The organism is Streptomyces violaceus (assembly GCF_036014075.1).
GTDB lineage: Bacteria > Actinomycetota > Actinomycetes > Streptomycetales > Streptomycetaceae > Streptomyces > Streptomyces violaceus.
In genome coordinates, this window is record NZ_CP107911.1 from 6,963,835 (window position 1) to 6,985,156 (window position 21,322).

Annotated in this window: 16 protein-coding genes; 10 read left to right on the forward strand and 6 right to left on the reverse strand. The window is 69.4% G+C overall.

Features of this window, described 5'->3' with window-relative positions:
* Window positions 1-10: 10 nt before the first annotated feature.
* From OG542_RS31315 to OG542_RS31350, 8 genes are all read left to right on the forward strand, one after another.
* The gene (locus tag OG542_RS31315; protein ID WP_328415201.1) at window positions 11-2,002 is read left to right on the forward strand and encodes a pectinesterase family protein; all 1,992 of its coding nucleotides are present in this window, start codon (window positions 11-13) and stop codon (window positions 2,000-2,002) included.
* Window positions 2,003-2,051: 49 nt separating this feature from the next.
* Window positions 2,052-3,401: an ABC transporter substrate-binding protein gene (locus tag OG542_RS31320; RefSeq protein ID WP_311124988.1), complete on the forward strand. Its 1,350-nt coding sequence runs from the start codon at window positions 2,052-2,054 to the stop codon at window positions 3,399-3,401.
* A 119-nt stretch (window positions 3,402-3,520) separates the two neighbouring features.
* Window positions 3,521-4,318 (forward strand): rhamnogalacturonan acetylesterase, encoded by a 798-nt coding sequence (locus tag OG542_RS31325; protein ID WP_328415203.1) that lies wholly within the window; start codon window positions 3,521-3,523, stop codon window positions 4,316-4,318.
* Window positions 4,319-4,351: 33 nt separating this feature from the next.
* Window positions 4,352-5,662: a pectate lyase family protein gene (locus tag OG542_RS31330; RefSeq protein ID WP_328415205.1), complete on the forward strand. Its 1,311-nt coding sequence runs from the start codon at window positions 4,352-4,354 to the stop codon at window positions 5,660-5,662.
* A 296-nt stretch (window positions 5,663-5,958) separates the two neighbouring features.
* Window positions 5,959-7,086, forward strand: a complete 1,128-nt coding sequence (locus OG542_RS31335; RefSeq protein WP_328415207.1) for a pectinesterase family protein — start codon at window positions 5,959-5,961, stop codon at window positions 7,084-7,086.
* Window positions 7,086-8,114, forward strand: a complete 1,029-nt coding sequence (locus OG542_RS31340; RefSeq protein ID WP_328415209.1) for a pectinesterase family protein — start codon at window positions 7,086-7,088, stop codon at window positions 8,112-8,114. The genes OG542_RS31335 and OG542_RS31340 overlap by 1 nt, the downstream gene beginning before the upstream one ends.
* Window positions 8,107-9,372 carry a pectate lyase family protein gene (locus OG542_RS31345; protein WP_328415211.1) on the forward strand — a complete coding sequence of 422 codons (1,266 nt, stop codon included), beginning with the start codon at window positions 8,107-8,109 and terminating at the stop codon, window positions 9,370-9,372. Before OG542_RS31340 ends, OG542_RS31345 begins: the two co-directional genes overlap by 8 nt.
* Complete coding sequence (locus OG542_RS31350) at window positions 9,359-10,516, forward strand: dienelactone hydrolase family protein (RefSeq protein ID WP_328415213.1); 1,158 nt, start codon at window positions 9,359-9,361, stop codon at window positions 10,514-10,516. The genes OG542_RS31345 and OG542_RS31350 overlap by 14 nt, the downstream gene beginning before the upstream one ends.
* A 3-nt stretch (window positions 10,517-10,519) precedes the next feature.
* Here the strand turns inward: OG542_RS31350 and OG542_RS31355 are convergent, their stop codons facing one another.
* Window positions 10,520-12,727, reverse strand: coding sequence for a family 43 glycosylhydrolase (locus OG542_RS31355; RefSeq protein WP_328415215.1), 2,208 nt, complete (start codon window positions 12,725-12,727; stop codon window positions 10,520-10,522).
* Between the two features lie 247 nt (window positions 12,728-12,974).
* Between OG542_RS31355 and OG542_RS31360 the strand changes: the two genes are divergently transcribed.
* Entirely contained in the window at window positions 12,975-14,129 is a 1,155-nt protein-coding gene (locus tag OG542_RS31360) for a right-handed parallel beta-helix repeat-containing protein (protein WP_328415217.1), read from the forward strand.
* Window positions 14,130-14,352: 223 nt separating this feature from the next.
* Here the strand turns inward: OG542_RS31360 and OG542_RS31365 are convergent, their stop codons facing one another.
* The 4 genes from OG542_RS31365 to OG542_RS31380 form a co-directional block, all read right to left on the reverse strand.
* Window positions 14,353-15,186, reverse strand: coding sequence for a pectate lyase (locus OG542_RS31365; RefSeq protein ID WP_311124979.1), 834 nt, complete (start codon window positions 15,184-15,186; stop codon window positions 14,353-14,355).
* A gap of 317 nt (window positions 15,187-15,503) precedes the next feature.
* The gene (locus OG542_RS31370) at window positions 15,504-16,349 is read right to left on the reverse strand and encodes an alpha/beta fold hydrolase (protein WP_328415219.1); all 846 of its coding nucleotides are present in this window, start codon (window positions 16,347-16,349) and stop codon (window positions 15,504-15,506) included.
* A 144-nt stretch (window positions 16,350-16,493) separates the two neighbouring features.
* Window positions 16,494-17,348, reverse strand: coding sequence for a hypothetical protein (locus OG542_RS31375; protein WP_328415221.1), 855 nt, complete (start codon window positions 17,346-17,348; stop codon window positions 16,494-16,496).
* Window positions 17,345-17,950, reverse strand: coding sequence for a SigE family RNA polymerase sigma factor (locus OG542_RS31380; protein WP_328415223.1), 606 nt, complete (start codon window positions 17,948-17,950; stop codon window positions 17,345-17,347). The genes OG542_RS31375 and OG542_RS31380 overlap by 4 nt, the downstream gene beginning before the upstream one ends.
* A 271-nt stretch (window positions 17,951-18,221) precedes the next feature.
* Between OG542_RS31380 and OG542_RS31385 the strand changes: the two genes are divergently transcribed.
* Window positions 18,222-19,679: an NCS2 family permease gene (locus OG542_RS31385; RefSeq protein WP_328415225.1), complete on the forward strand. Its 1,458-nt coding sequence runs from the start codon at window positions 18,222-18,224 to the stop codon at window positions 19,677-19,679.
* A 96-nt stretch (window positions 19,680-19,775) separates the two neighbouring features.
* Here the strand turns inward: OG542_RS31385 and OG542_RS31390 are convergent, their stop codons facing one another.
* The gene (locus tag OG542_RS31390; protein WP_328418184.1) at window positions 19,776-21,233 is read right to left on the reverse strand and encodes a peptidoglycan D,D-transpeptidase FtsI family protein; all 1,458 of its coding nucleotides are present in this window, start codon (window positions 21,231-21,233) and stop codon (window positions 19,776-19,778) included.
* Between the last annotated feature and the right edge of the window lie 89 nt (window positions 21,234-21,322).

A 21,322-nucleotide genomic window follows, 5' to 3' on the forward strand; every position in this document is an offset into this window, starting at 1 on the left:
GGGAGCCGCAATGACGCACTTCCGTAGCAAGCGCTTGTCGAGACCGGGGCACGGCAAGGTCGTGGCCGCCGTGCTCGGCCTCGTCGCCGCGCTGAGCCTCGGGGCGATCGGGGACGCACACGCGGCCCCGCCCTCGAGGGCAGTGCCCGCCGCGGACCGCTGGACAGACCGGCCCCACGGCTTCGCCTCGCTCGCCGGCGGCACCAGCGGCGGAGCGGGCGGCAAGGTCGTCACCGTCACCGACCAGGCCGCGCTGGCGAAGTACGCGGCGGCCGAGGAGCCCTACGTCATCCGCGTCAAGGGCGCTGTGGAGATGGACCCGTTCGGCACGGAGATACCCGTCGCCTCGGACAAGACCATCATCGGCGTGAGCGACACCGCGGAGATCGTGCACGGCGGCTTCACCCTCGACCCCGGCACGCACAACGTCATCATCCGCAACCTCACGATCCGAGACACGGCCATCGAGGGCAACTGGGACTGCAAGGACACCGACTACGACGGCATCCGCCTCGACACGGCCCACCACGTGTGGATCGACCACATCCGGTTCTCGCGGATCTGCGACGGCCAGCTCGACATCCGCAAGGACAGCGAGTACGTCACCGTCTCCTACAACCGGTTCACGAACAACAACAAGACCTTCGGCATCGGCTGGACCCCGAACGTCAAGACCCAGATCACGGTCGACCACAACTGGTTCACGGGCACCAAGCAGCGCAACCCGTCCGCCGACAACTGCGCCTACGCGCACCTCTACAACAACTACCTGTCCTCGCAACTGTCCGACGGCGACCCCGTGTGGACGTACGGGAACTGGTCGCGCGGCCGGACGAAGATGGTCATCGAGAACAGCTTCTACGACGGCGTCCAGCACCCCTACCAGGCCGATGCCACCGCCGAGCTGGTGCAGCGCGGGTCGATCCTGCGGAACACGACGGGCCGGCACGACGCCTGGGGCACGACCTTCGACCCCCGCGAGTTCTACGCCTACCGGCTCGACCCGGCCGCCGCCGTGCCCGCGCTGGTGAAGCGGTTCTCCGGGCCGCAGAAGCGGATCGGCGGTCCGGCCGTGCTGAACGTACCGGCGGACTACCCGACCGTGCAGTCCGCCGTGGACGCCGTGCCCGACGGCAACGACACCCCGGTGACGATCGCCGTCGCCCCCGGCACCTACCGCGAGAAGGTGTACATCCCCGCGAGCAAGCCGCACCTCCTGCTGCGGGGGACCGGACGCGAGCGCTCCGACACCGTCATCGTCTTCGACACGCCCGCCGAGTACGGGGGTTCCACGGGGAGCGCCACCGTCCGGATCGCCGCGAACGACGTCACCGCACGCAACCTCACCTTCAGCAACGACTTCGACGAGGCCGCGCACGAGCTGAAGGGCGAACAGGCGCTGGCGATGAAGACGACCGGCGACCGGATCGTCTTCGAGGACACCGCGTTCCTGGGCAACCAGGACACCCTCATGACCGACAGCCCCAAGCTGACCACCCTCAGCCGGGTCTACGTCCGCGACTCCTACATCGAGGGCGACGTCGACTTCGTCTACGGCCGGGCCACGACGGTGATCGAGCGGTCCGTGATCCGGGCGCTGAGCCGCGGCTCGGACACGAACAACGGCTACATCACCGCCGCTTCGACCTGGAAGGGCAACCCGTACGGGTTCCTGATCACCAAGTCGAAGATCGTGAGCGACGCGCCCGCCGGGACCTTCCACCTCGGACGGCCCTGGCACCCGGGCGGCGAGCCGGACGCGATCGCGCAGGTCCTGATCCGGGACACCCAGCTGCCTGCCGCGGTCAAGTCCTCGCCGTGGACCGACATGAGCGGGTTCTCGTGGAAGGACGCGCGGTTCACCGAGTACCGCAACCACGGGGCCGGGGCGGGCGTGACCGCGGACCGGCCGCAGATGAGCGACGCCACCGCGCGGACGCACACCGTCGCGCACTACCTCAAGGGCACGGACGACTGGGCTCCGTACGCCCGCCACCACTGACCCCCCGCACGTTCACAGCCAGTTGGATCCAGAAGAAGAGAGCCGACCAATGAAGATCAGCATTCGCAGAAGCAGGCGTGCCGCCACGGCCGTCGCCCTGGGGGCCGCGCTCGCCCTGACCGTCACCGCCTGCGGCGACGACGGCAGCGGGGCGGGCGGTGACAAGGGTTCCGAGGGCAGCGGCAAGGGCGAGATCGTCTTCTGGGACAACAACGGCGGTGTCCGCACCGAGATCTGGAAGGAGATCATCGCCGACTTCGAGAAGGCCAACCCGGACATCAAGGTCGAGTACGTCGGGATCGCCTCCACCGAGTACCAGTCCAAGGTCGACACCGCCCTCCAGGGCGGCGGTCTGCCGGACGTCGGCGGTGTGGGCGCGGCGATGCTCGCCGGGTTCGCCGCGCAGGGCGCGCTCGAGCCGCTGGACGAGCGGCTCGGCAAGTCCTCGCTGAACGGCAAGCTCAACAAGGACATGGTCGAGTCGCTGAAGGCGGCCGGCGGTGGCGACGACAAGCTGTACTCGATTCCGACCTCCGCGAACAACGGTGTGCTGTACTACCGCACCGACCTGTTCAAGAAGGCGGGACTGCAAGAGCCGACGACGTGGGAGCGGTTCTTCGAGGCCGCTGACAAGCTCACGAACAAGGGCAAGAACGAGTTCGGCTACACCATTCGCGGTGGCTCCGGGTCCATAGCCCAGGCGCTGGACGCCATGTACGGGCAGTCCGGGATCACGTCGTTCTGGGACGCCGGCGGCGACAAGACCACGCTCAACGACCCGAAGAACGTGGCGGCGCTGGAGAAGTACGCGGCGCTGTACAAGAAGGTCACTCCGGCGGCCGACCTCAACAACGACTTCACGAAGATGGTCGCGCAGTGGGACTCCGGCACGATCGGCATGCTGAATCACAACCTCGGGTCGTACCAGGACCATGTGAAGGCGCTGGGGGGCGAGAAGTTCCGGGGTATTCCGCAGCCGGTGGGCTCCGGCGGCAAGCGGGTGCAGGTGTCCAACCCCGTCGACGGGCTGGGGCTGTTCAAGAGCGGCAAGAACAAGGAGGCCGCCTGGAAGTTCATCGAGTTCGCGACGTCCAAGGCGGAGAACTCGCGGTTCAACGAGGCGGCGGGGCAGGTGCCGTCGAACACGGACGCGGCGTCGGATGCGTGGATTTCTAAGGCCGAGCCCACGAAGCTGGCCGCTGACGCGTTGTCGGACGGGTCGACGACGATTGTGCAGTTGCCGTACTACCTGCCCGACTGGAACACGATCTCCAAGGCTGACAACGAGCCCAACTTCCAGAAGGTGCTGCTCGGGAAGATGAGTGCGAAGGAATTCCTGGACACGATGGCTGAGCAGTTGAATGCGGCTCAGGAGGAGTGGGACCAGCAGAACGGTTGATTTTCTGGGCTTCGCCGTGGGACGGCCTGTGGTTTGCGGGTGCGGGCCGTCCCGTGGCTTGTCGCGCAGTTCCCCGCGCCCCTAAAAAATGATCATCCCCGCGTTGGAAAGGACTCTGCGTGTCCTTGAGTCGAAGACAGGTCACTGCAGCAGCTGTTGCCTCTGTGCCTCTCGCCCTGTCCGCTGCCGGTACGGCACATGCCACTGGGCATCGGCGCCGCACCCTCTACATCGCCGGTGATTCCACCGCCGCCCAGAAATTTGCTGCCGCCGCGCCCGAGACCGGGTGGGGGATGGCGCTCCCCTTCTTCCTTCACCGCTCTCGGCTTGTCTCCAATCACGCCGTGAACGGGCGGAGTTCGAAGAGCTTCGTGGACGAAGGGCGGCTCGATGCGATTCTCGATGTGATCGAGCCGGGTGACTTCCTGCTCATCCAGTTCGCTCACAACGACGAGAAGGCCGAGGATCCGACGCGCTACACCGAGCCCTGGACGACGTATCAGGACCATCTGCGGATGTACGTCGACGGTGCCCGGGCCCGTGGGGCGCGGCCCGTGCTGGCCACCGCCGTCGAACGGCGGAGGTTCGACACGGCAGGGAAGGCCGTGCCGACGCACGGTGAGTATCCGGCGGCCATGCGGGCGCTCGCCGCCGAGGAGCGGGTCGCGTTGCTCGACATGCAGGCGCTGTCGCTCGCCCTGTGGCAGGAGCTCGGGGCCGAGGAGACGAAGAAGTACTTCAACTGGACCGCGACCGAGCAGGACAACACGCACTTCAATCCGCCGGGAGCGATCGCCGTGGCCCGGCTCGTGGCACGGGAGCTGCTCCGGGCCCGGGTGCTCGGGCCGCGCGACGTGTGCCGGCTGGAGGCGGAGATTCCGGAGTCCTGGATCAGCTGGCCCGAGTCCGCCGCGTAACACCCCTCGACGCAGAAGGAAGAGAGCCGCACCATGAAGATTCAGAAATGTCATGATCACGTCATAGGTAGAGTCGCCCTCCTGGTCGGGTGCACCGCGCTCGTGCTGTCCCTGAGCGGCACCACCGCGCAGGCCGGCCCCCGGGACGCGGCTCGCCAGACCCTCGGGACGAACGACGGGTGGGGCGCGTACGGCACCGGCACCACGGGCGGTGCCACGGCCGATGCCGCGCATGTCTACACCGTCACCACCTGGGAGCAGTTCAAGGCCGCCCTGAAGGACGGCGGGTCCGCGCCCAGGATCATCAAGGTGAAGGGGATGATCGACGCCGTCTCCCAGGGCTGTGAGGCGTTCGAGGCCGAGGGGTACGACTTCCAGAAGTACCTCGCGGACTACGACCCCGCCGTCTGGGGGCACGACAAGCCGGTCAGCGGCGAGCAGGAGGAGCTGAGGGCCGCCTCGGCCGCCCAGCAGGACAAGGCCATCAAGGCGAACGTGCCCGCCAACACGACCATCATCGGCGTGGGCAAGAACTCCGGGCTCCTCGGCGGCAGCCTGCAGATCAAGGGCGTCGACAACGTCATCGTCCGCAACCTCACCATGGAGGCCCCGGTCGACTGCTTCCCGCAGTGGGACCCGACCGACGACAACAAGACCGGCGCCTGGAACTCCGAGTACGACGGGGTCGTCGTCTACGGCTCCACCCATGTGTGGATCGACCACAACACCCTGACCGACGGCCGGTACCCCGACAGCTCCCTGCCGTCCTACTTCGGCAAGACCTACCAGCAGCACGACGGGCTGGCCGACGTCGTGCGCGGCTCCAACCACGTGACGGTGTCCTGGAACTCGTTCAAGGACCACGACAAGACCATGCTGATCGGCAACAGCGACAGCGCCACCGCCGACGACACGGGCAAGCTGAAGGTCACGCTGCACCACAACCGTTTCGAGGGCATCGTCGAGCGGGCGCCCCGGGTGCGGTTCGGGCAGGTCGACTCGTACAACAACCACTTCGTGGTCACCAAGGGCCAGAAGTGGGGCTACGTCTACGGCATCGGCAAGGAGTCCCGGCTCGTCGCCGAGCACAACGCGTTCACGCTCGCGCAGGGCATCAGCACGGGGAAGATCCTCAAGAAGTGGAACGAGGCGCCGGTCACCGCGAACGGCAACTACGTCAACGGCAAGGCCGTCGACCTGATCGCCGTGCACAACGCGGAGATCCCCGGGGAGACGCTCCAGTCAGGCGCAGGCTGGACGCCCAGCCTGCGGGCCGGTGTCGACCCGGCGAAGGCGGTCCCGGGCATCGTCAACGCCCGAGCGGGCGCCGGCCGCGTGTGCTGACCCTGCCCTGAACCGGCCGGGGCGGCCCGCATCGCACCCCTAGGCCGTGTCCGCAAAGTCCCGTCGTCCGCCCGGAGGGCGGGCCTCGCGGCGTCTGGTGCGTGCTCTCGGTGCGCCGGGTGGAGTCCCTCGTACTGGATGTACTTGGGAGTTCGCCCGGTGCGGCGAGAGTGCGTGCCAGGCGTCGCGGGGCAGGCGGGACTTTGCGGACACGGCCTAGCCCCGGGGTGCGCCCGCCCCGGCCCTTCCCGCCACCCCCATCACCGGCACCACCCGCACCGCGAAGGAGCAGCCGCATGCTCTCGCAACCCCACCGTTCCCTCTCCCGCCGGGGGTTTCTCGTCGCGAGCGCCTCGGCGGGCGCCGCCCTCGGCCTCGCCTCCGGCCCCGCGCGGGCCGGCACCCGTCCGCGTCCGTTCGGCCGGTACGGCTCACCGGCCGAACGTCGTGACGCGAAGACCCTGTACGTCCACCCGGGCGGTGCCGGTGACTTCACCACCGTCCGGGACGCCGTGGCCGCCGCGAGCGGTGATGGATACACCCTGGTCATCGCGCCGGGCGTCTACCGGCAGACCGTCGCCGTCGATCCCGCCCGTACGGAGATGACCTGGATCGGCGCGAGCGAGGAACCCCGTGACGTCGTGATCGTGTACGACAACGCGGCCGGGACCGCCAAGCCCGGCGGCGGCACCTACGGCACCACCGGCTCCGCCACCACCACCGTGCAGGCCGACGGCTTCACCGCCCGCTGGATCACCTTCGCCAACGACTGGCTGCGCGCCGACCACCCCGGGATCACCGGCACCCAGGCCGTCGCCATCAAGGTCCAGGGCGACCGGTCCGCCTTCCACCACTGCCGGTTCCTCGGCCACCAGGACACCCTGTACGCCGACTCCATGGCGCTGGGCACCTTCGCCCGCCAGTACTTCGCCCACTGCTACGCCGAGGGCGATGTCGACTTCGTCTTCGGACGGGCCACCGCCGTCTTCGAGCACTGCCACTTCCGGACCCTGAACCGCACCGACCTGTCGGCCGCCCCGTACGGCTTCGTCTTCGCCCCGTCCACGGCCGGTGCCAATCCGCTCGGCTACCTGGTGACCAGGAGTCGCGTCAGCAGCGAGGCCCCCGACGGCCACTACAAGCTGGCCCGGCCCTGGGTACCCAGCTCCGACACCACCGCCCGCCCCATGCTCACCGTCCGGGACACCCGGCTCGGCCCGGGCATCGACGCGGTCGCGCCCTACACCAACATGTCCGACTCGTACCCATGGCAGCGGCAGCGCTTCGCCGAGTACCGCAACTCCGGTCCGGGCGCCACGATCACCGTCCCGGCGAACCGGCCCCAACTCACCTCCCAGCAGGCCCGGTCCGCGACCCGGGCTGCCTACCTCGGCGACTGGGAGCCGTGGAAGGAGGCCTGCTGATGCACCGGCGTACCCTCCTCACCGGATTCGCCGGCGGCCTGGTCGCCGCCGGTGCCGCGCCCGCCTTCGCCTCGGCCGACCGCCGCATCCTGCACGTCCGGCCGGGCGACTCGGTCCAGGCCGCCGTGGACGCCGTGGACGGCCCGGGCTGGACGATCGTCGTGCACCCGGGGACGTACCGCGAGGTCGTCAGCATCCCGGCCCGGAAAGCCGGACTGACCCTCAGAGGCGCCACCCGGGACCCGCGTGACGCCGTCATCGTGTACGACAACGCCAACGGCACGCCCAAGCCGGACGGCTCGGGCACCTACGGCACGGCGGGCTCCGCCACCTTCACCTCCGCGGCCCCCGGGCTGACCGTCCGCGATCTGACCCTGGCCAACGACTGGCTGCGCGCCGACCACCCCGACATCACGGGCACCCAGGCGGTCGCCTCGTACACGTACGGCGACCGCACCCGCTTCGAGAACGTGCGTCTCCTGGCCCACCAGGACACCCTCTTCGTCGAGACCACCGCCCTCGACACCTTCGACCGGCAGTACTTCCGGCACTGCTACATCGAGGGGGACGTCGACTTCGTCTTCGGGCGGGCGACCGCCGTGTTCGAGCAGTGCCACTTCCGCACGCTGGCACGGGACGTGGACTTCACGCCCAAGGGCATGGTCTTCGCCCCCTCCACGGCCCGGGCGAACCCGTACGGCATCCTCGCCGTCCGCTGCCGTATCACCTCCGGCGCCGGGGACGCGGCGTACAAACTGGCCCGGCCCTGGGTGCCGTCGTACGAGACCACGGCCTGGCCGTCGCTGGTCGTGCGGGAGACCCGGATCGGGCCCGGCATCGACGCGGTGACCCCGTACACCAACATGCGCGAGAACTACCCGTGGCAGTCGATGCGGTTCGCCGAGTACCGCAACACGGGGCCGGGTGCCGCCGTCTCCGTACCGGAGAACCGGCCCCAACTCGGCAAGTTCCAGGCCATGTCGCACACCAGGGACAACTACCTCGGTGACTGGAGGCCCTGTGCGTAGGGCGGCGGTGCTCCTCCTCGGCGTGTGCCTGCTCTGGCCTACTCCCACGGCCTCCGCCGCCGAGCGCGTCCCCGTCGGCTGGGCCTCGACCGGATCCGGCACCGACGGCGGGGCGGGCGGCAGGACCTGGACGGTGGACACCCGCGCCGAGCTCAAGGCGGCCCTCGCCAATGACGGCGATCCCACCGCGCCCAAGGTGATCCGGGTCGTCGGCGACATCTCCGGGCACGAGGCCGACGACGGTTCCCTGCTCGGTGAGCAGGACTACGCGCCCGGATACGACCTCGGCAAGTACATGTCCTGCTTCGGCGAGGACGGCGCCGCCTGGTCCGACACCCGCTTCGAGCACTGCAAGCAGCAGCGGCAGCTGCGCCAGACCGGTTCGAACAGGGAGAAGGCGCAGATCCAGCTCACCGTGCCGAGCAACACCACGCTGGTGGGCGTGGGGCGCGACGCCCGGCTGCTCGGGGTGTTCCTGACCGTCAACACCGGCAGCGACATCATCGTGCGCAACCTCCATCTGGAGGCCCCCGTCGACCACTTCACCAGCTGGTCCCCGGACGACGGCACGAGCGGCAGCTGGAACGCCCGCTTCGACGCGCTGACCGTGATCACCGGCAAGAACCTCTGGATCGACCACTGCACCTTCACCGACGGCCGTTTCCCGGACCGGCGGGCACCCCTCGGCTTTCACGGCGAGCGCGTCCAGCGGCACGACGGGCTGCTGGACATCGAGGACGGCTCCGACTTCGTCACCGTCTCCGACAGCCGGTTCGACGACCACGACAAGGCGCTCCTCATCGGCTCGGGCGACGGGCGTGGCGACCGGGACCGGGGGCATCTCAAGGTGACCTTCGCCCGCAACCTGTTCAGCGGCATCGTGCAGCGCGCCCCGCGCGTCCGCTTCGGGCAGGTGCACGTCCTCAACAACGTCCATTGGGGGCGGGCACCGCTCTACGCCCTGGGCGTCGGCGTGGAGTCCGCGATCTTCTCCGAGCGCAATGTCTTCCGCTATCCGGGCGGCCGACCGTCCGCCGCCGTCGCTGACTACGGCGGTGAACGGTTCCGCGACACCGGCTCGTGGTTCAACGGCCGGCCCGCCCGCCTGAACGACGTGGCGAGCGGGCTCGGTCTCGGGAGCGATGTCGGCTGGGACCCCGCCGACGTCTACGACTACCGCGCCCTCACGTCCCCGGCGGCGGTCGAACGGTACGTGCTGCGCCACGCCGGAGCGGGGAGGCCGTATGGACGCCCATGAACTGCTCGGCCGGCGCGGCTTCGTGGTCGGGGCGGGGTCGGCGCTGCTGGCCGGGGGAGCGGTGACCGGGGCGGAGGCGGCCGTCGTGGACGGCCCGCTGCCCGACTTCCACCCGGCGCTGAAGGAGCGGCTGACCTTCCCGCTCGCCTGGGGGACGTCCCCCATCCGCGACTTCCGCGCCTGGCGGCGTACCGCCCGGGCCACGGTCGAGGAGCACCTCCTCGCCGAACGACAGGACCGGGTGCCGTTCGCGCCGGAGTACACCGGGCGAACTCAGGGGCACGACTGCACGCGCGAGTTGGTGACCGTCTCCCTCACTCGCTACGAGCGGGTGCGCGGCGCCCTGCTCACCCCGCACGGCGACGGGCCCTTCCCCGCCGTGCTGCTCCTGCACGACCACGGCTCCAAGTTCGACATCGGGAAGGAGAAGCTCGTCCGGCCCTGGTACGACGACACGCGTCTCGCCTCCGCCCAGGCGTGGGCGGACAAGTACTTCAGCGGGCGCTTCGCCGGCGACGAACTGGCCCGGCGGGGCTATGTGGTGCTGTGCCTGGACGCGCTCGGCTGGGGCGACCGCGGGCCCCTCGCCTACGAGCAGCAGCAGGCGCTGGCGTCCAACTTCTACAACCTCGGCTCCTCGCTCGCCGGGCTCATGGCCCGGGAGGACCAGCGGGCCGCCGCCTTCCTGGCGGGACTCGACCGGGTGGACGCCCGGCGGGTCGCGGCCGTCGGCTTCTCCATGGGCGCCTACCGCGCCTGGCAGACCGCCGCCCTCAGCGACCACATCGCGGCCGCCGCGAGCGTGTGCTGGATGACCGGCCTGAAGGAGATGATGGTGCCCGGCAACAACACGCTGCGCGGGCAGTCGGCGTACTGGATGCTCCACCCGGGGCTCGCCCGGCATCTCGACATCCCCGACGTGGCGAGCATCGCCGCCCCGAGACCGATGCTGTTCATGAACGGCGGGCTCGACACGCTCTTCCCCGCCGAGGGCGTACGGGTCGCGTACGACAAGCTGCGTGCCGTCTGGCGCTCGCGCCACGCGGAGGAGCGGATACGAGTGAAGACGTGGCCGGAGCTCGGCCACGTCTTCACCCACGCGATGCAGGACGAGGTCGTCAACTGGCTCGACGACGTCCTGTGAGGCTCACCGCCGTACCGGCTTGATCCCCTCCAGTGTCGGCACCACCGGCTTGATCGTGCCGTCGGCCGCGAACTCCATGCGGTCGATGGTGGTCTCGCGGTGCATGCCGTCGCCGCCCGGCAGGCCGGGGCCGTTGAGGGCGAAGCGGTGGTAGACCATGTACCAGTCGTCGGTGCCGGGCGTGTTCACCACCGAGTGGTGACCGGTGCCGAGGATGCCGTACTCGGGCCGCTTCTGAAGGATCGTCCCGCGCTTGGTCCACGGGCCGAGCGGGGACGGTCCCGTCGCGTACGCCACGTGGTAGTTCTCGCTACGGGTGTCGTCCTCGGACCACATGAAGTAGTACGTGCCCTTTCGCTTGATCACGAAGGAGCCCTCGCGGAAGTTGTCCGGGGTGATGTCCTTCACCTTCGACGCGTCGAAGGACACCATGTCGTCGTTGAGCGGCACCACGTACCCGTGGCCGTTGCCCCAGTAGAGGTACGCCTGACCGTCGTCGTCCGTGTAGACCGACGGGTCGATCATCTGGCCCTTGAGCGCCCCGCCCTTGGCGACCAGCGGCTTGCCGAGCGCGTCCTTGAAGGGGCCGGCGGGGGAGTCGGCCACCGCCACGCCGATCTGCTGCTCGGCGCAGAAGTAGAAGTAGTACTTGCCGTCGCGCTCGGCGATCGCGGGCGCCCAGGCGTTCTTGTCGGCCCAGCTCACATCCGGCCCGAGGTCGACGATGACGCCGTGATCCTTCCAGTTGACCAGGTCCTTCGACGAGTACGCCTTGAACTTGGTGCCGCTCCAGCCCTCGAAGCCGTCCGTCGTCGGGTAGATCCAGTATCTGCCGTTGAGATAGTGCACGTCGGGGTCGGCGTTCAGGCCCGGCAGGATCGGGCTGCGGGTGCGGACCGCCTCGACCGTCCAGGTGCGGCTGGTCCCGTCGGCGGCCGTCACGGTGTACTTCTGCGGCGTGCGGAAGTCGCGGGGCGTACCGGACTTCGGGCTCAGCTCGGCACCCTCACCGACCCACAGCTTCGGGGCGAGGCCGCGCAGGTCGGCCTTGGGCTCCATCGGCAGCACGACCTTCGAGGCGCTGTCCGTGACGATCGAGTAGCCCTTCTGCTGCTTGGCCGTCGCGTCCACCACCGAGGTGGGAGTGCTCGGGTAGGCCGCCAGCAGCCGGTCGTACTCCTTCTGCGTCACCGGGAGCACCGTGCCGTGCCTCGGGCTCGCCGGGAGCTGGTAGTTCGTGGACGGGGTCCACTTGCCCGAGGCGAGGTCGGTGGTCTCGAACGGCAGGTAGCCGCGGCCGCCGTACTCGTCGATGAACAGGTACCACTTCTTCTCGGTGTTCGACTTGAACACCGTCGGGCCCTCACCGCGGTCCATCGCGCCCTTGCCGATGCAGTCCGCCACGAAGTCGTACTTCGTCGAGGTCAGGGAGGCCGACTTCTCGCCGGTGATGAACTTCGAGCAGGGGCTGGAGGAGGTGGGGTCCCGCTCGTCCTTGGTGTAGCGGTAGTACTCGTCCTTGTGCTTCACGACCGTGGAGTCGATGACCGAGTAGCCGGGGTCGTTCCAGACCTTCGGCTCGCTGAAGGTGCGGAAGTCCTTCGTGGTCGCGTACATCATCTTGTTGTACGTGTCGCCCTTGTGGTCCGGGTCGTCGTCGGCGTACAGCTTCGACGCCCAGAAGACGACGTACTCACCGAGCTTGTCGTCCCAGTAGGCCTCCGGGGCCCAGGTGTTGCCCGCGGTGTCCGGGGAGACCTTCACCAGGCGCTGGTCGGTCCAGTGGACCAGGTCGGTGGACTCCCAGACCATGATCGACTTGCTGCCGTGCCGCTGGACGTCGTCCCAGCTCCCGCTGGAGTTCTTGTACATCCGGAGGTCGGTGGCGATCAGATAGAACTTGTCGCCCTTCGGGGAGCGGATCACGAACGGGTCGCGCAGCCCCTTCTCACCGATCGTCGACGTCAGGACCGGCTTGCCGGCGTTCAGCTCACGCCAGTGCAGCGCGTCGTTGCCCCTGCTGAGGGCATAACGGATCTGCTCGCCGTCGGCGGTGCCCTCACCCGTGAAATAGGCGAAGAGATAGCCGGCGTACTTGGAGTGCTTCACGGGTGGTGCTCCGGGGTCTGCGGTGCTGGGCGGCGCCGTGAGGAGAGTCAGGAGGAGGCCGGTCAGGGCCAGGAACGGAAGCAGAAGCGTGCGGGGGCGCATGACACTTCCTGTCGGAGTCTGGGGGATTCTGTTGGGTAGCGGCTCTCGGAGTTTCATCGGGCGGGGGCAGTGCGTCAACGGGTGTGCATGAGGCCGGAGGTTCCGAAAGTTTCGGAACCCGGGCACACCTCCGCACGTGACGGCGGCAACCCTTTCCCCGCACGGCGGCGACTGCTGGGCGGAAACGGATCGGAGCGGGCCCCTCCGAACCGTTTCCGGACCTCATTCCCCAGGAAAGGAACGCTCCGTGCTGCTCAGCACCGGACGCCACCGCAGGACCCGTACGCTCACCATCGCCGCCGCCGTGGCCATGGCCGCGGGGGCGGGCGGCGTCTACCTCGGGCTGTCGAGCGGTGGCGCGCAGGCCGCTTCGGCGGCGGTCACCGTCTCCACCGCGGCCCAGCTCGAAGCGGCCGTGAAGAACGCCACCGCCGGCACCACCATCCAGGTCCGCGGCGGCACCTACTACCCGGCCGCGACCCTCAAGTCCACGGCGAACGGCACGAGTTCGGCACGCATCACCCTGCGTCCGTACGGCAGCGAGAAGGTGCGGATCGACGGCTCCAAGCTGCCCGCCGGCTCCTGGCTGGCCGGCCTCTACGGCGACTACTGGACCGTCCAGAACCTGGCCTTCGTCAACGCCCCGGCCCAGGGCTTCGTCGCCACGTCCTCGGCCGGCGGTGTGTTCAGGAACCTGGTCACCGCCGACAACGGCGACTCCGGCTTCACCCTGCGCGGCGACGGCACCACCGGCAACCTCGTGCAGAACCTGGACAGCCACGGCAACTACGACCCGGCAGGACACGGCCAGAACGCCGACGGCATCGCCGTGAAGTTCGGCTCCGGTACGGGCAACAGGATCACGGGCGCCCGGCTGTACAACAACTCCGACGACGGCCTCGACCTCTGGCAGTTCTCCTCGCCGGTCACCCTCGAGCACTCCTGGGCCTTCGGCAACGGCAGGAACCGCTGGAACGACCCGGCCTTCGAGGGCAACGGCAACGGTTTCAAACTGGGCGGCGGGGGCGCCTCCGTCGCGCACGTCGTCAACAACAACGCGGCCTGGGACAACACGCTGCACGGCTTCACCGAGAACTCCAACACCGGCGCCATCGCCCTGAACCGCAACACCGCGTACGCCAACGCCCAGAACGGCTTCTACTTCGCCACCGGCAAGGCCCGCCTCGGCAAGAACCTCGCGGTCAAGGACAAGGGCGGCCCCGTGAAGCGGGGTTCCGCGACGGTCTCCGCCGGCAACAACTGGGACAGCGGCGTCGCCACCCCGCCCTTCAGGTCGACGGACGCGGCCGGCGCGTACGGAGCACGCGAGGCGGACGGCTCCCTCCCCGCGACGACGTTCCTGACGACCGGCTCCACGACCATCGGCTCGACGATGGACTAGGGGCCGTCCGGATCAGGTCACGCACGACGACGCCCCCGCCGGTTCGCACCGGCGGGGGCGTCCTGCCGACTGGCCGAGGGGGGCTCGGCCAGTACCGTTCGACCGTCCGGAGGGGGGCTCCGGAAGGTCGGGTGCCGAAGGTCCGGCTGGGGGCCCGGACGTCCGGCATCCGGCCGCCCGAGGGGGGATACGGGCCGGCCGGAGGTTCACATGGGCCGCTGCCTCACTGGTAGCTGATGTCGGAGGCCTTGAACTTGCAGGTCTTGCCGTCCGGGCCGGGCGGCTTCAGCTCCGTGGGCTCCTTGCCCGTGTTGTTGCCCGTGAAGCGCACACACGTCTTGATCTTCTTCTTGCTGTCACCATGGATGCGGATCTTCGACAGCGTGGCCGTGTCGCCGTAGTTCTCGTTCACGCCGACGATCGAGTTCATCGGAGCCGTCACGTCGATGTCGTTGAGCACGACCGTGCGCTTGTACTGCGTCCCGCAGTTGCCGCAGGAACGGACCAGCTTGCCGGCGTTCTGCACCTGGAAGCCCGACACGTTCAGCGTGCCGGCGCCGTTGAACTGCAGCACCTTGTCGTCGGCGTTCTTCGCGCCGCCGCCGATCACCTTGTACACCGCCGAGGCGGACTTGCTCTTGAAGCTGGCCGCGTCCTCGCCGACGTCCAGCCACCACACGTTCTGCAGTGTGCAACTGCCCTTGCAGTGCACGCCGTCCGCGGCGGGGGTGCCGATGATGACGTTCTTCAGCGTGGCGCCGTCCGCCAGCTCGAAGAGCGGGTCCTGGCCCTCCTCCTGGCTGTCGCCGCCGAGCGCGCCGCTGCCGTAGAACTTCTTCATCCCGCCGTCGTGCACACCGGAGACCGGGATGGTCTTCGACACGGGCTTGCTGCCCGTGTCCGCGGGCCAGGATGACGCGGCGCCCGCGGTGGACAGCATCGACGTGGTGACGATCGCAGCTCCGGTGATACCGAACGCGGACAGTCCGGCGATCACACCCCGCCGCTTCATGACGCTGCGGCGGTGGCGGACGCGCTGTTCTGCTGGTGCAGTCATGTACCGATTCCTCGAGTGGGGGGACTCTTTGCGCGTAGTGGTCGCCACCCGTGAGGAAAGGGTTGCCGCGTCTTCAGATATTTTTCACGCGCGTGCGTCAGACCCGGTCGGCGGCGCCGGCCAGCCATCCGCCGCCCGCCGCGATGCCGCCGTTCGGTCACGTCGGCGACGGTGGCGGAGTAGGTGTACCCGAGCCCACTGGCTCCTCCCGGAGCCGTCGCAGCAGCCGGTCGAACTTGCTCCGGGTAGCCTTCGGGCTGCCCGCGGAGAAGGCGCAGCGGTCGGTGCCCGTGGATCCGCACAGCTGTGAACAGCCTCTACGTCGTCCACCCGGGGTGGACGGAGCTCGCCCTCCGGCTGCAGGACCTGTGGCGGGGCCGCACCCCGGAGCCGCCCACGCTGCCGCCCGCGCCGCCGGTGCCGGACCCGAGTCCGTATCTGGGGGAGGAGCAGGCCGCCGCGGCCGGGAAGAGGTTGGCGTAGGTGGCGCCCAGGAACGTGCCGTAGGAGATGCCGAGGTAGGTGAGCTGCGAGTCCCCCACCGCCCGGCGGAGCCCGTCGAGGTCGCGGGCGGTGTCGGCGGTGGACACATGGCGCAGGAGCTCGGGGTTCCGCCTCTCGCAGCGCCGGCTCAGATCCCGGTACGCCGCGATCCAGGTCGCCCGCTCCCTCGCGCCCACCGGGAATCCCACGGCGTGGCCGCCGGCCCATTCGGCGGCTGCCTCGGGGCTCCCGAAGCAGTCCACCGCGGTGCTGTTGCCGATCCCGCGAGGGTCCCAGCTGACGATGTCGAACCGTTCCCGCACCTCGCGCGGGAACTTCTCGTAGTTCTGCGGCATCTGGATCGTTCCCGGCCCGCCGGGTCCGCCCGGGTTGAAGAACAGGCTGCCGATGCGCCGGCCGGGGCCGGTCGCCTTCCGCCTGATGACGGCCAGCTCGATGGTGCGGCCGCCCTGGTCGTCGTAGTCCAGGGGGACCTTCGCGGTCGCGCAGTCGAACGGGCTGCCCTGGACGCAGGGTCTCCAGTCCAGCCTCGGGGCCGGCCCCGCAGGGCCGGCCCCGCAGGGGCGGGCCCGCCTTCGGCCACGGCGAGGTGCTGCCCGGTCAGTACGGTCGAGCAGGTCACCAGCGCGGCGACGACCGCGGCACCACGCCGTCGGCACACGCTCGGTCCGGCTATGTGCATGGTTGTGTCCTCCACGGCCTCGCGCCCGACGCCGTACGCGCTGGAGGCCGGCACGCGTCCAGGTCCACGGCACCCCGGCGCGGCACCCCGCGCGAGCCGGCCGAGGCCGAATGGCCGAACGCTACGAGTCGCCCCCGGCGTCGTCCGCGTCGTCCACGGCAGCGAAGCCGCCGCCCACCGACAGCCGGTCCGACCCCGCGGCGGCCGTCACCGTGTAGCGGTCCGTGCCCGCGTCCCGCCCCCCGCGGTCGTGGTCGAACTGGCCCGCGAACACCCACTCGCCCGCCCGGACCTTACGGCCGTCCTTGAGGGTCCAGGTGTACACGAGGAAGCCGTCCTGCTCGCCCACCGTGAGAGTGAAGTCGTTCTCGGGCAGCGAGCGCCAGGCGCCCGCGTCGGAGACCCCGCCGGTCTGGGCGACACGCAACCGCACGGTCAGCGCGGTCAGTTCCTCGCGGGTCTTGATCGTGATGTTGCTCTGCGCCCAGAAGTCGTTGCTGTGCGGGTCGACCGAGCCGTCCGACCACAGCGGCCCGTCCTCGGTGGCGGCGGGCGGCCGCGCGGTGACGGAGGCGCTCGGCTTCCCGGAGGGCGGCGGGGCGGGCTCGCGGCGCTCCGGCGAGGTGGTCGGCGTGGGATCCACCGGTGGTGCGGGGGCCCGGCTCGTCGCGTCCGGCGACGGCGTCGGTGTCGGCGACGTCGCCACCTCCTGCTGCTGCGGTGCGGCCTCGTCCTTCACCGCGGACGCTACCGCGTAACCGCCCACCGCCAGCACGCCCGCCACCGCGGCCGTCGCACCGGCCACCCGCATCCAGCCGAACACCGGCGGACTGGTCGCCCGGTGGGCGGACGCGGCCGGACCGGCCATGCCGCGCTCGACCCGGGCCAGGATGCTCTCCCGGTCGGGCTCGTGCCCCCCGGCCGCCTCGTGCAGCCGGGTGCGCAGCTCCCCGTGCACGTCCCGCCGCATGGTCATCGGTCCCTCCCTCCGCCCTCACCGGTGCGCGCCCGCAAGCTCTCCACGGCGGGTGAGCACCGGGGCGCGCCCACCGCCGCGTGCATGCGCTGCGGCACTCCCATCGTGCCCAGCAATCGCTGCAGTTCGGCGATTCCCTTCGAGGTCTGGCTCTTCACCGTACCCACCGAGACGCCGAGGGCGAGCGCGGTGTCCTTCTCCGACAGGTCGAACGCGTGCCGCAGTACCACACAGGCACGCTTGCGGAACGGCAGCCTGCGCAACGCCTCCTGGACGTCGACGACGCCCGCGACGTCCGGGTTCTCGGTGTTCTCCTCGCGCTGCGACCAGAACAGGGCGATGCGCCGTCGCTCGCGCACGGCACTGCGGATGCGGGTGCGGGCCAGGTTGGCGACCACCCCACGGGCGTACGCCGCCGGATGGTCGGCGGCGCGCACCCGGTCCCAGCGGTGCCACAGCGCCAATAACGCGTCCGCCGCCAAGTCGTCGGCGGTGTCCGACTCACCCGTCAACAGGTAGGCAAGGCGGGACAGTTCGGCGTAATGGCGCTCGAAGAAGGCGTGGAACTCCACGGAGGCGGCGTCGTCGACGACTGTGCCCACGGGCGACCTCTCCTCGCAGCGGCTTCGGGCGCTCCCGGGCGGGGGCGCCTGTGCGTGTCATGTAGATGACATGTGATCATCCGGGGGAGGCCCGGACGAGATCGGGAAGCGTAGCAGCGTTCGTCAGGATGGTTCGTACGGAGCTTCGAACGGCGTATGGCGGGCCGGACTTCGATTCCGTAACACGAAGAAAACCTGAACGTGGTTCAACGCGAGGAAAATCCAGCCAGCATCCGCACACCGATCACCCAGGCATCAAGGAGCACTCGTCATGTCCGAATCGCAGAAGGTGGCCGACCGGTCCGACGCCGCACCACCGGCGGTGAACAGCGTCGACCGGTTCTTCAAGATCTCCGAGCGGGGGTCCACCTTCGGCCGTGAGATACGCGGCGGCTTCGCCACGTTCTTCACGATGGCCTACATCCTTGTCCTGAATCCCATCATCCTGGGGAGCGCGAAGGACAAGTTCGGGCACCAGCTGGACGCCGTCCAACTCACCACCGCCACCGCCCTGGTGGCCGCGGTCATGACGATCATCATGGGCGTGGGCGGCAATCTGCCTCTCGCGCTGGCCGCCGGACTCGGCCTGAACGCCGTGGCCGCCTTCCAGATCGCCCCGCTGATGAGCTGGGACGACGCGATGGGCCTGATCGTCCTCGAAGGCCTGCTGATCTGCGTGCTGGTGGTGACCGGTCTGCGCGAGGCCGTCATGCACGCCATACCCCAGCCGCTCAAGCAGGCGATCAGCGTCGGCATCGGCCTGTTCATCGCCTTCATCGGCTTCGTCGACGCCGGGTTCGTCAGCCGCATCCCGGACGCCGCGAACACCACCGTGCCCGTTCAGCTGGGCGGCACCGGAACCCTCGCCGGCTGGCCGATGCTCGTCTTCTGTCTCGGGGTGCTGCTGACGATCGGCCTGCTCGCCCGCAAGGTCAAGGGCGCCATCCTGATCAGCATCGTCGGCATGACGGCGGTGGCGCTCGTGATCAACTCCATCGCCGACATCAAGACCTGGGGCCTGACCACACCGTCCTGGCCCGGCAACCTCGTCGACACCCCCGACTTCGGACTCATCGGTGACTTCGACCTGTTCGGCGCGTTCAGCGCCCCCGGCGTCGGTGTCATCACGGTCGTCCTGCTGATCTTCACCCTGATCCTGTCCGACTTCTTCGACACCATGGGCACGGTCGTCGGCGTCAGCGCCGAGGCGGGTCTGCTGGACGAGGAGGGCAAGGTCCCGAACCTCGGCCGGGTGCTGCTCATCGACGGTGCCGCAGCGGTCGCGGGCGGAGCGGCCTCGGCCTCCTCGGCGACCTCCTACATCGAGTCGGCGGCCGGCGTCGGCGAGGGCTCGCGCACCGGCTTCTCCAACCTCGTCACCGGCGGCCTGTTCGGCCTCGCGCTGTTCCTGACCCCGCTGCTCACCATCGTCCCGCTCCAGGCGGCCGCCCCGGCCCTGGTCGCCGTCGGCTTCCTGATGATGACCCAGGTCAAGCACATCGACTGGGACCGCTACGACATCGCCATCCCCGCGTTCCTCACCATCGCCGTGATGCCGTTCACCTACTCCATCACCAACGGCATCGGCGCCGGCTTCCTCGCCTACGTCGTCATCAAGACCGTGCTCGGCAAGGCCAAGGAGGTCCACTGGCTGCTGTGGGGGACCTCGGCGCTGTTCCTCGTGTACTTCGCGATCGACCCGATCGAGCAGCTGCTCGGCGCCAAGTAGGGCGCGCGGTAAGGCGAAGGGCCGCCCCCGGGGGGAAGGGGGCGGCCCATCTGTCTGTAGAGACGGCATTCGTGCAGCGGAGGTTCAGTCAGAGGTTCAGTCCTTCATCGCCGCTTCCATCATCGCCTTGGCGACCGGCGCCGCCAGGCCGTTGCCACTGACCTCCGAACGGGCGGCGCCGGACTGCTCGACCATGACCGCCACGGCGACCTCCTTGCCCGACGAGTCGGACTTGCCGTACGAGGTGAACCAGGCGTACGGCACCTGGCTGTTGTTCTCGCCGTGCTGGGCCGTACCCGTCTTGCCGCCCACGGTCGCGCCCGGGATCTGCGCGTTCGAGCCGGTGCCCTTGTCCACGACCGTCCGCATCGCCGACTGCAACTGCTCGGCGGTCGATGAACTGACGATCTCCTTCGAGTCCGCCTCGTCGTCGTAGTCCTGCAGCACGTCCCCGCCGCTGTCGGTGATCTGCGACACCATGTGCGGCGAGACCAGCTTGCCGCCGTTGGCGATGGCCGCCGACACCATGGCCATCTGCAGCGGGGTCGCGGTGACGTCGAACTGGCCGATGCCCGTCAGGGCGGTCTGCGACGGGTACATGTCCGACGGGTACACGCTCGTGTAGGCCCGGACCGGCACATCCAGCTTGTCGTCGTTGAAGCCGAACTTCTCGGCCATCGCCTTCACCTTGTCCTGGCCGAGCTGGACGGCCATCTTCGCGAAGACGTTGTTGCACGAGTACTGCAGCGCCGTGCGGATCGTGGCGTTCGTACAGGGCGCGTTCGGGTTCTCGTTCGACAGCTCCTTGCTGGTGCCCGGCAGCGTGTACGGGTCCGGGCTGTCGGTCTTGTCGTCCACCGAGTCGTACAGTCCGTCCTCCAGCGCCGCCGCCGCCACGACCAGCTTGAACGTCGAGCCGGGCGGCAGCGGCTGCCGCAGCGCACGGTTGGTCAGCGGCTTCTCCGGGTCGCTCGTGAGCTTCTTCCAGGCCTCCCCCGCGGTGTTGGCGTCCGTCAGCGACGAGGGGTCGTACGACGGCGTCGACACGACCGCGAGGATCTTCCCGGTCTTCGGGTCGATGGCGACGGCGCCGCCCTTCTTGTCGCCGAGCGCGTTGATCCCCGCCTTCTGCACGTCCGGGTCGACGGTGGTGACCACGTTGCCCGGTTCGGCCCGCTGGTTGGTGACGGTGTCCATCACGGACTTCAGACGGTTGTCCGTGCCGTTCAGGAGGTCGGTGTAGATGCCCTCCAGCTGGGTCGGCGCATACGCCTGCGAGGCGTAGCCCGTCACCGCCGCGTACCGCTCACCGTCCGTGTAGGTGCGCTTGTACTTGAGGTCGCCTGTCTTCGTCGGGGTCGAGCCGGTGACCGACCGGCCGCCCACGATGATGTTCCCGAGCGGCGCCGAGTACGTCTCGATGGCGTTCCGCCGGTTGTCCTTGTCGTCTGCGAGCGCCTGGCCGTCGTAGAACTGCACCCAGGTCGCCCTGACCAGCAGAGCGAACACAAGGAGCAGCGCGAAGACCGATGCGCGCCTGATCGTCTTGTTCATCCCGAACATGAGGACGAGCCAGGAGGGGCGGATCGTTCCCACCCGTCCGTTTTCTCATCCGGCGTTCATCCGGCGAGTCAGGCCGGGGC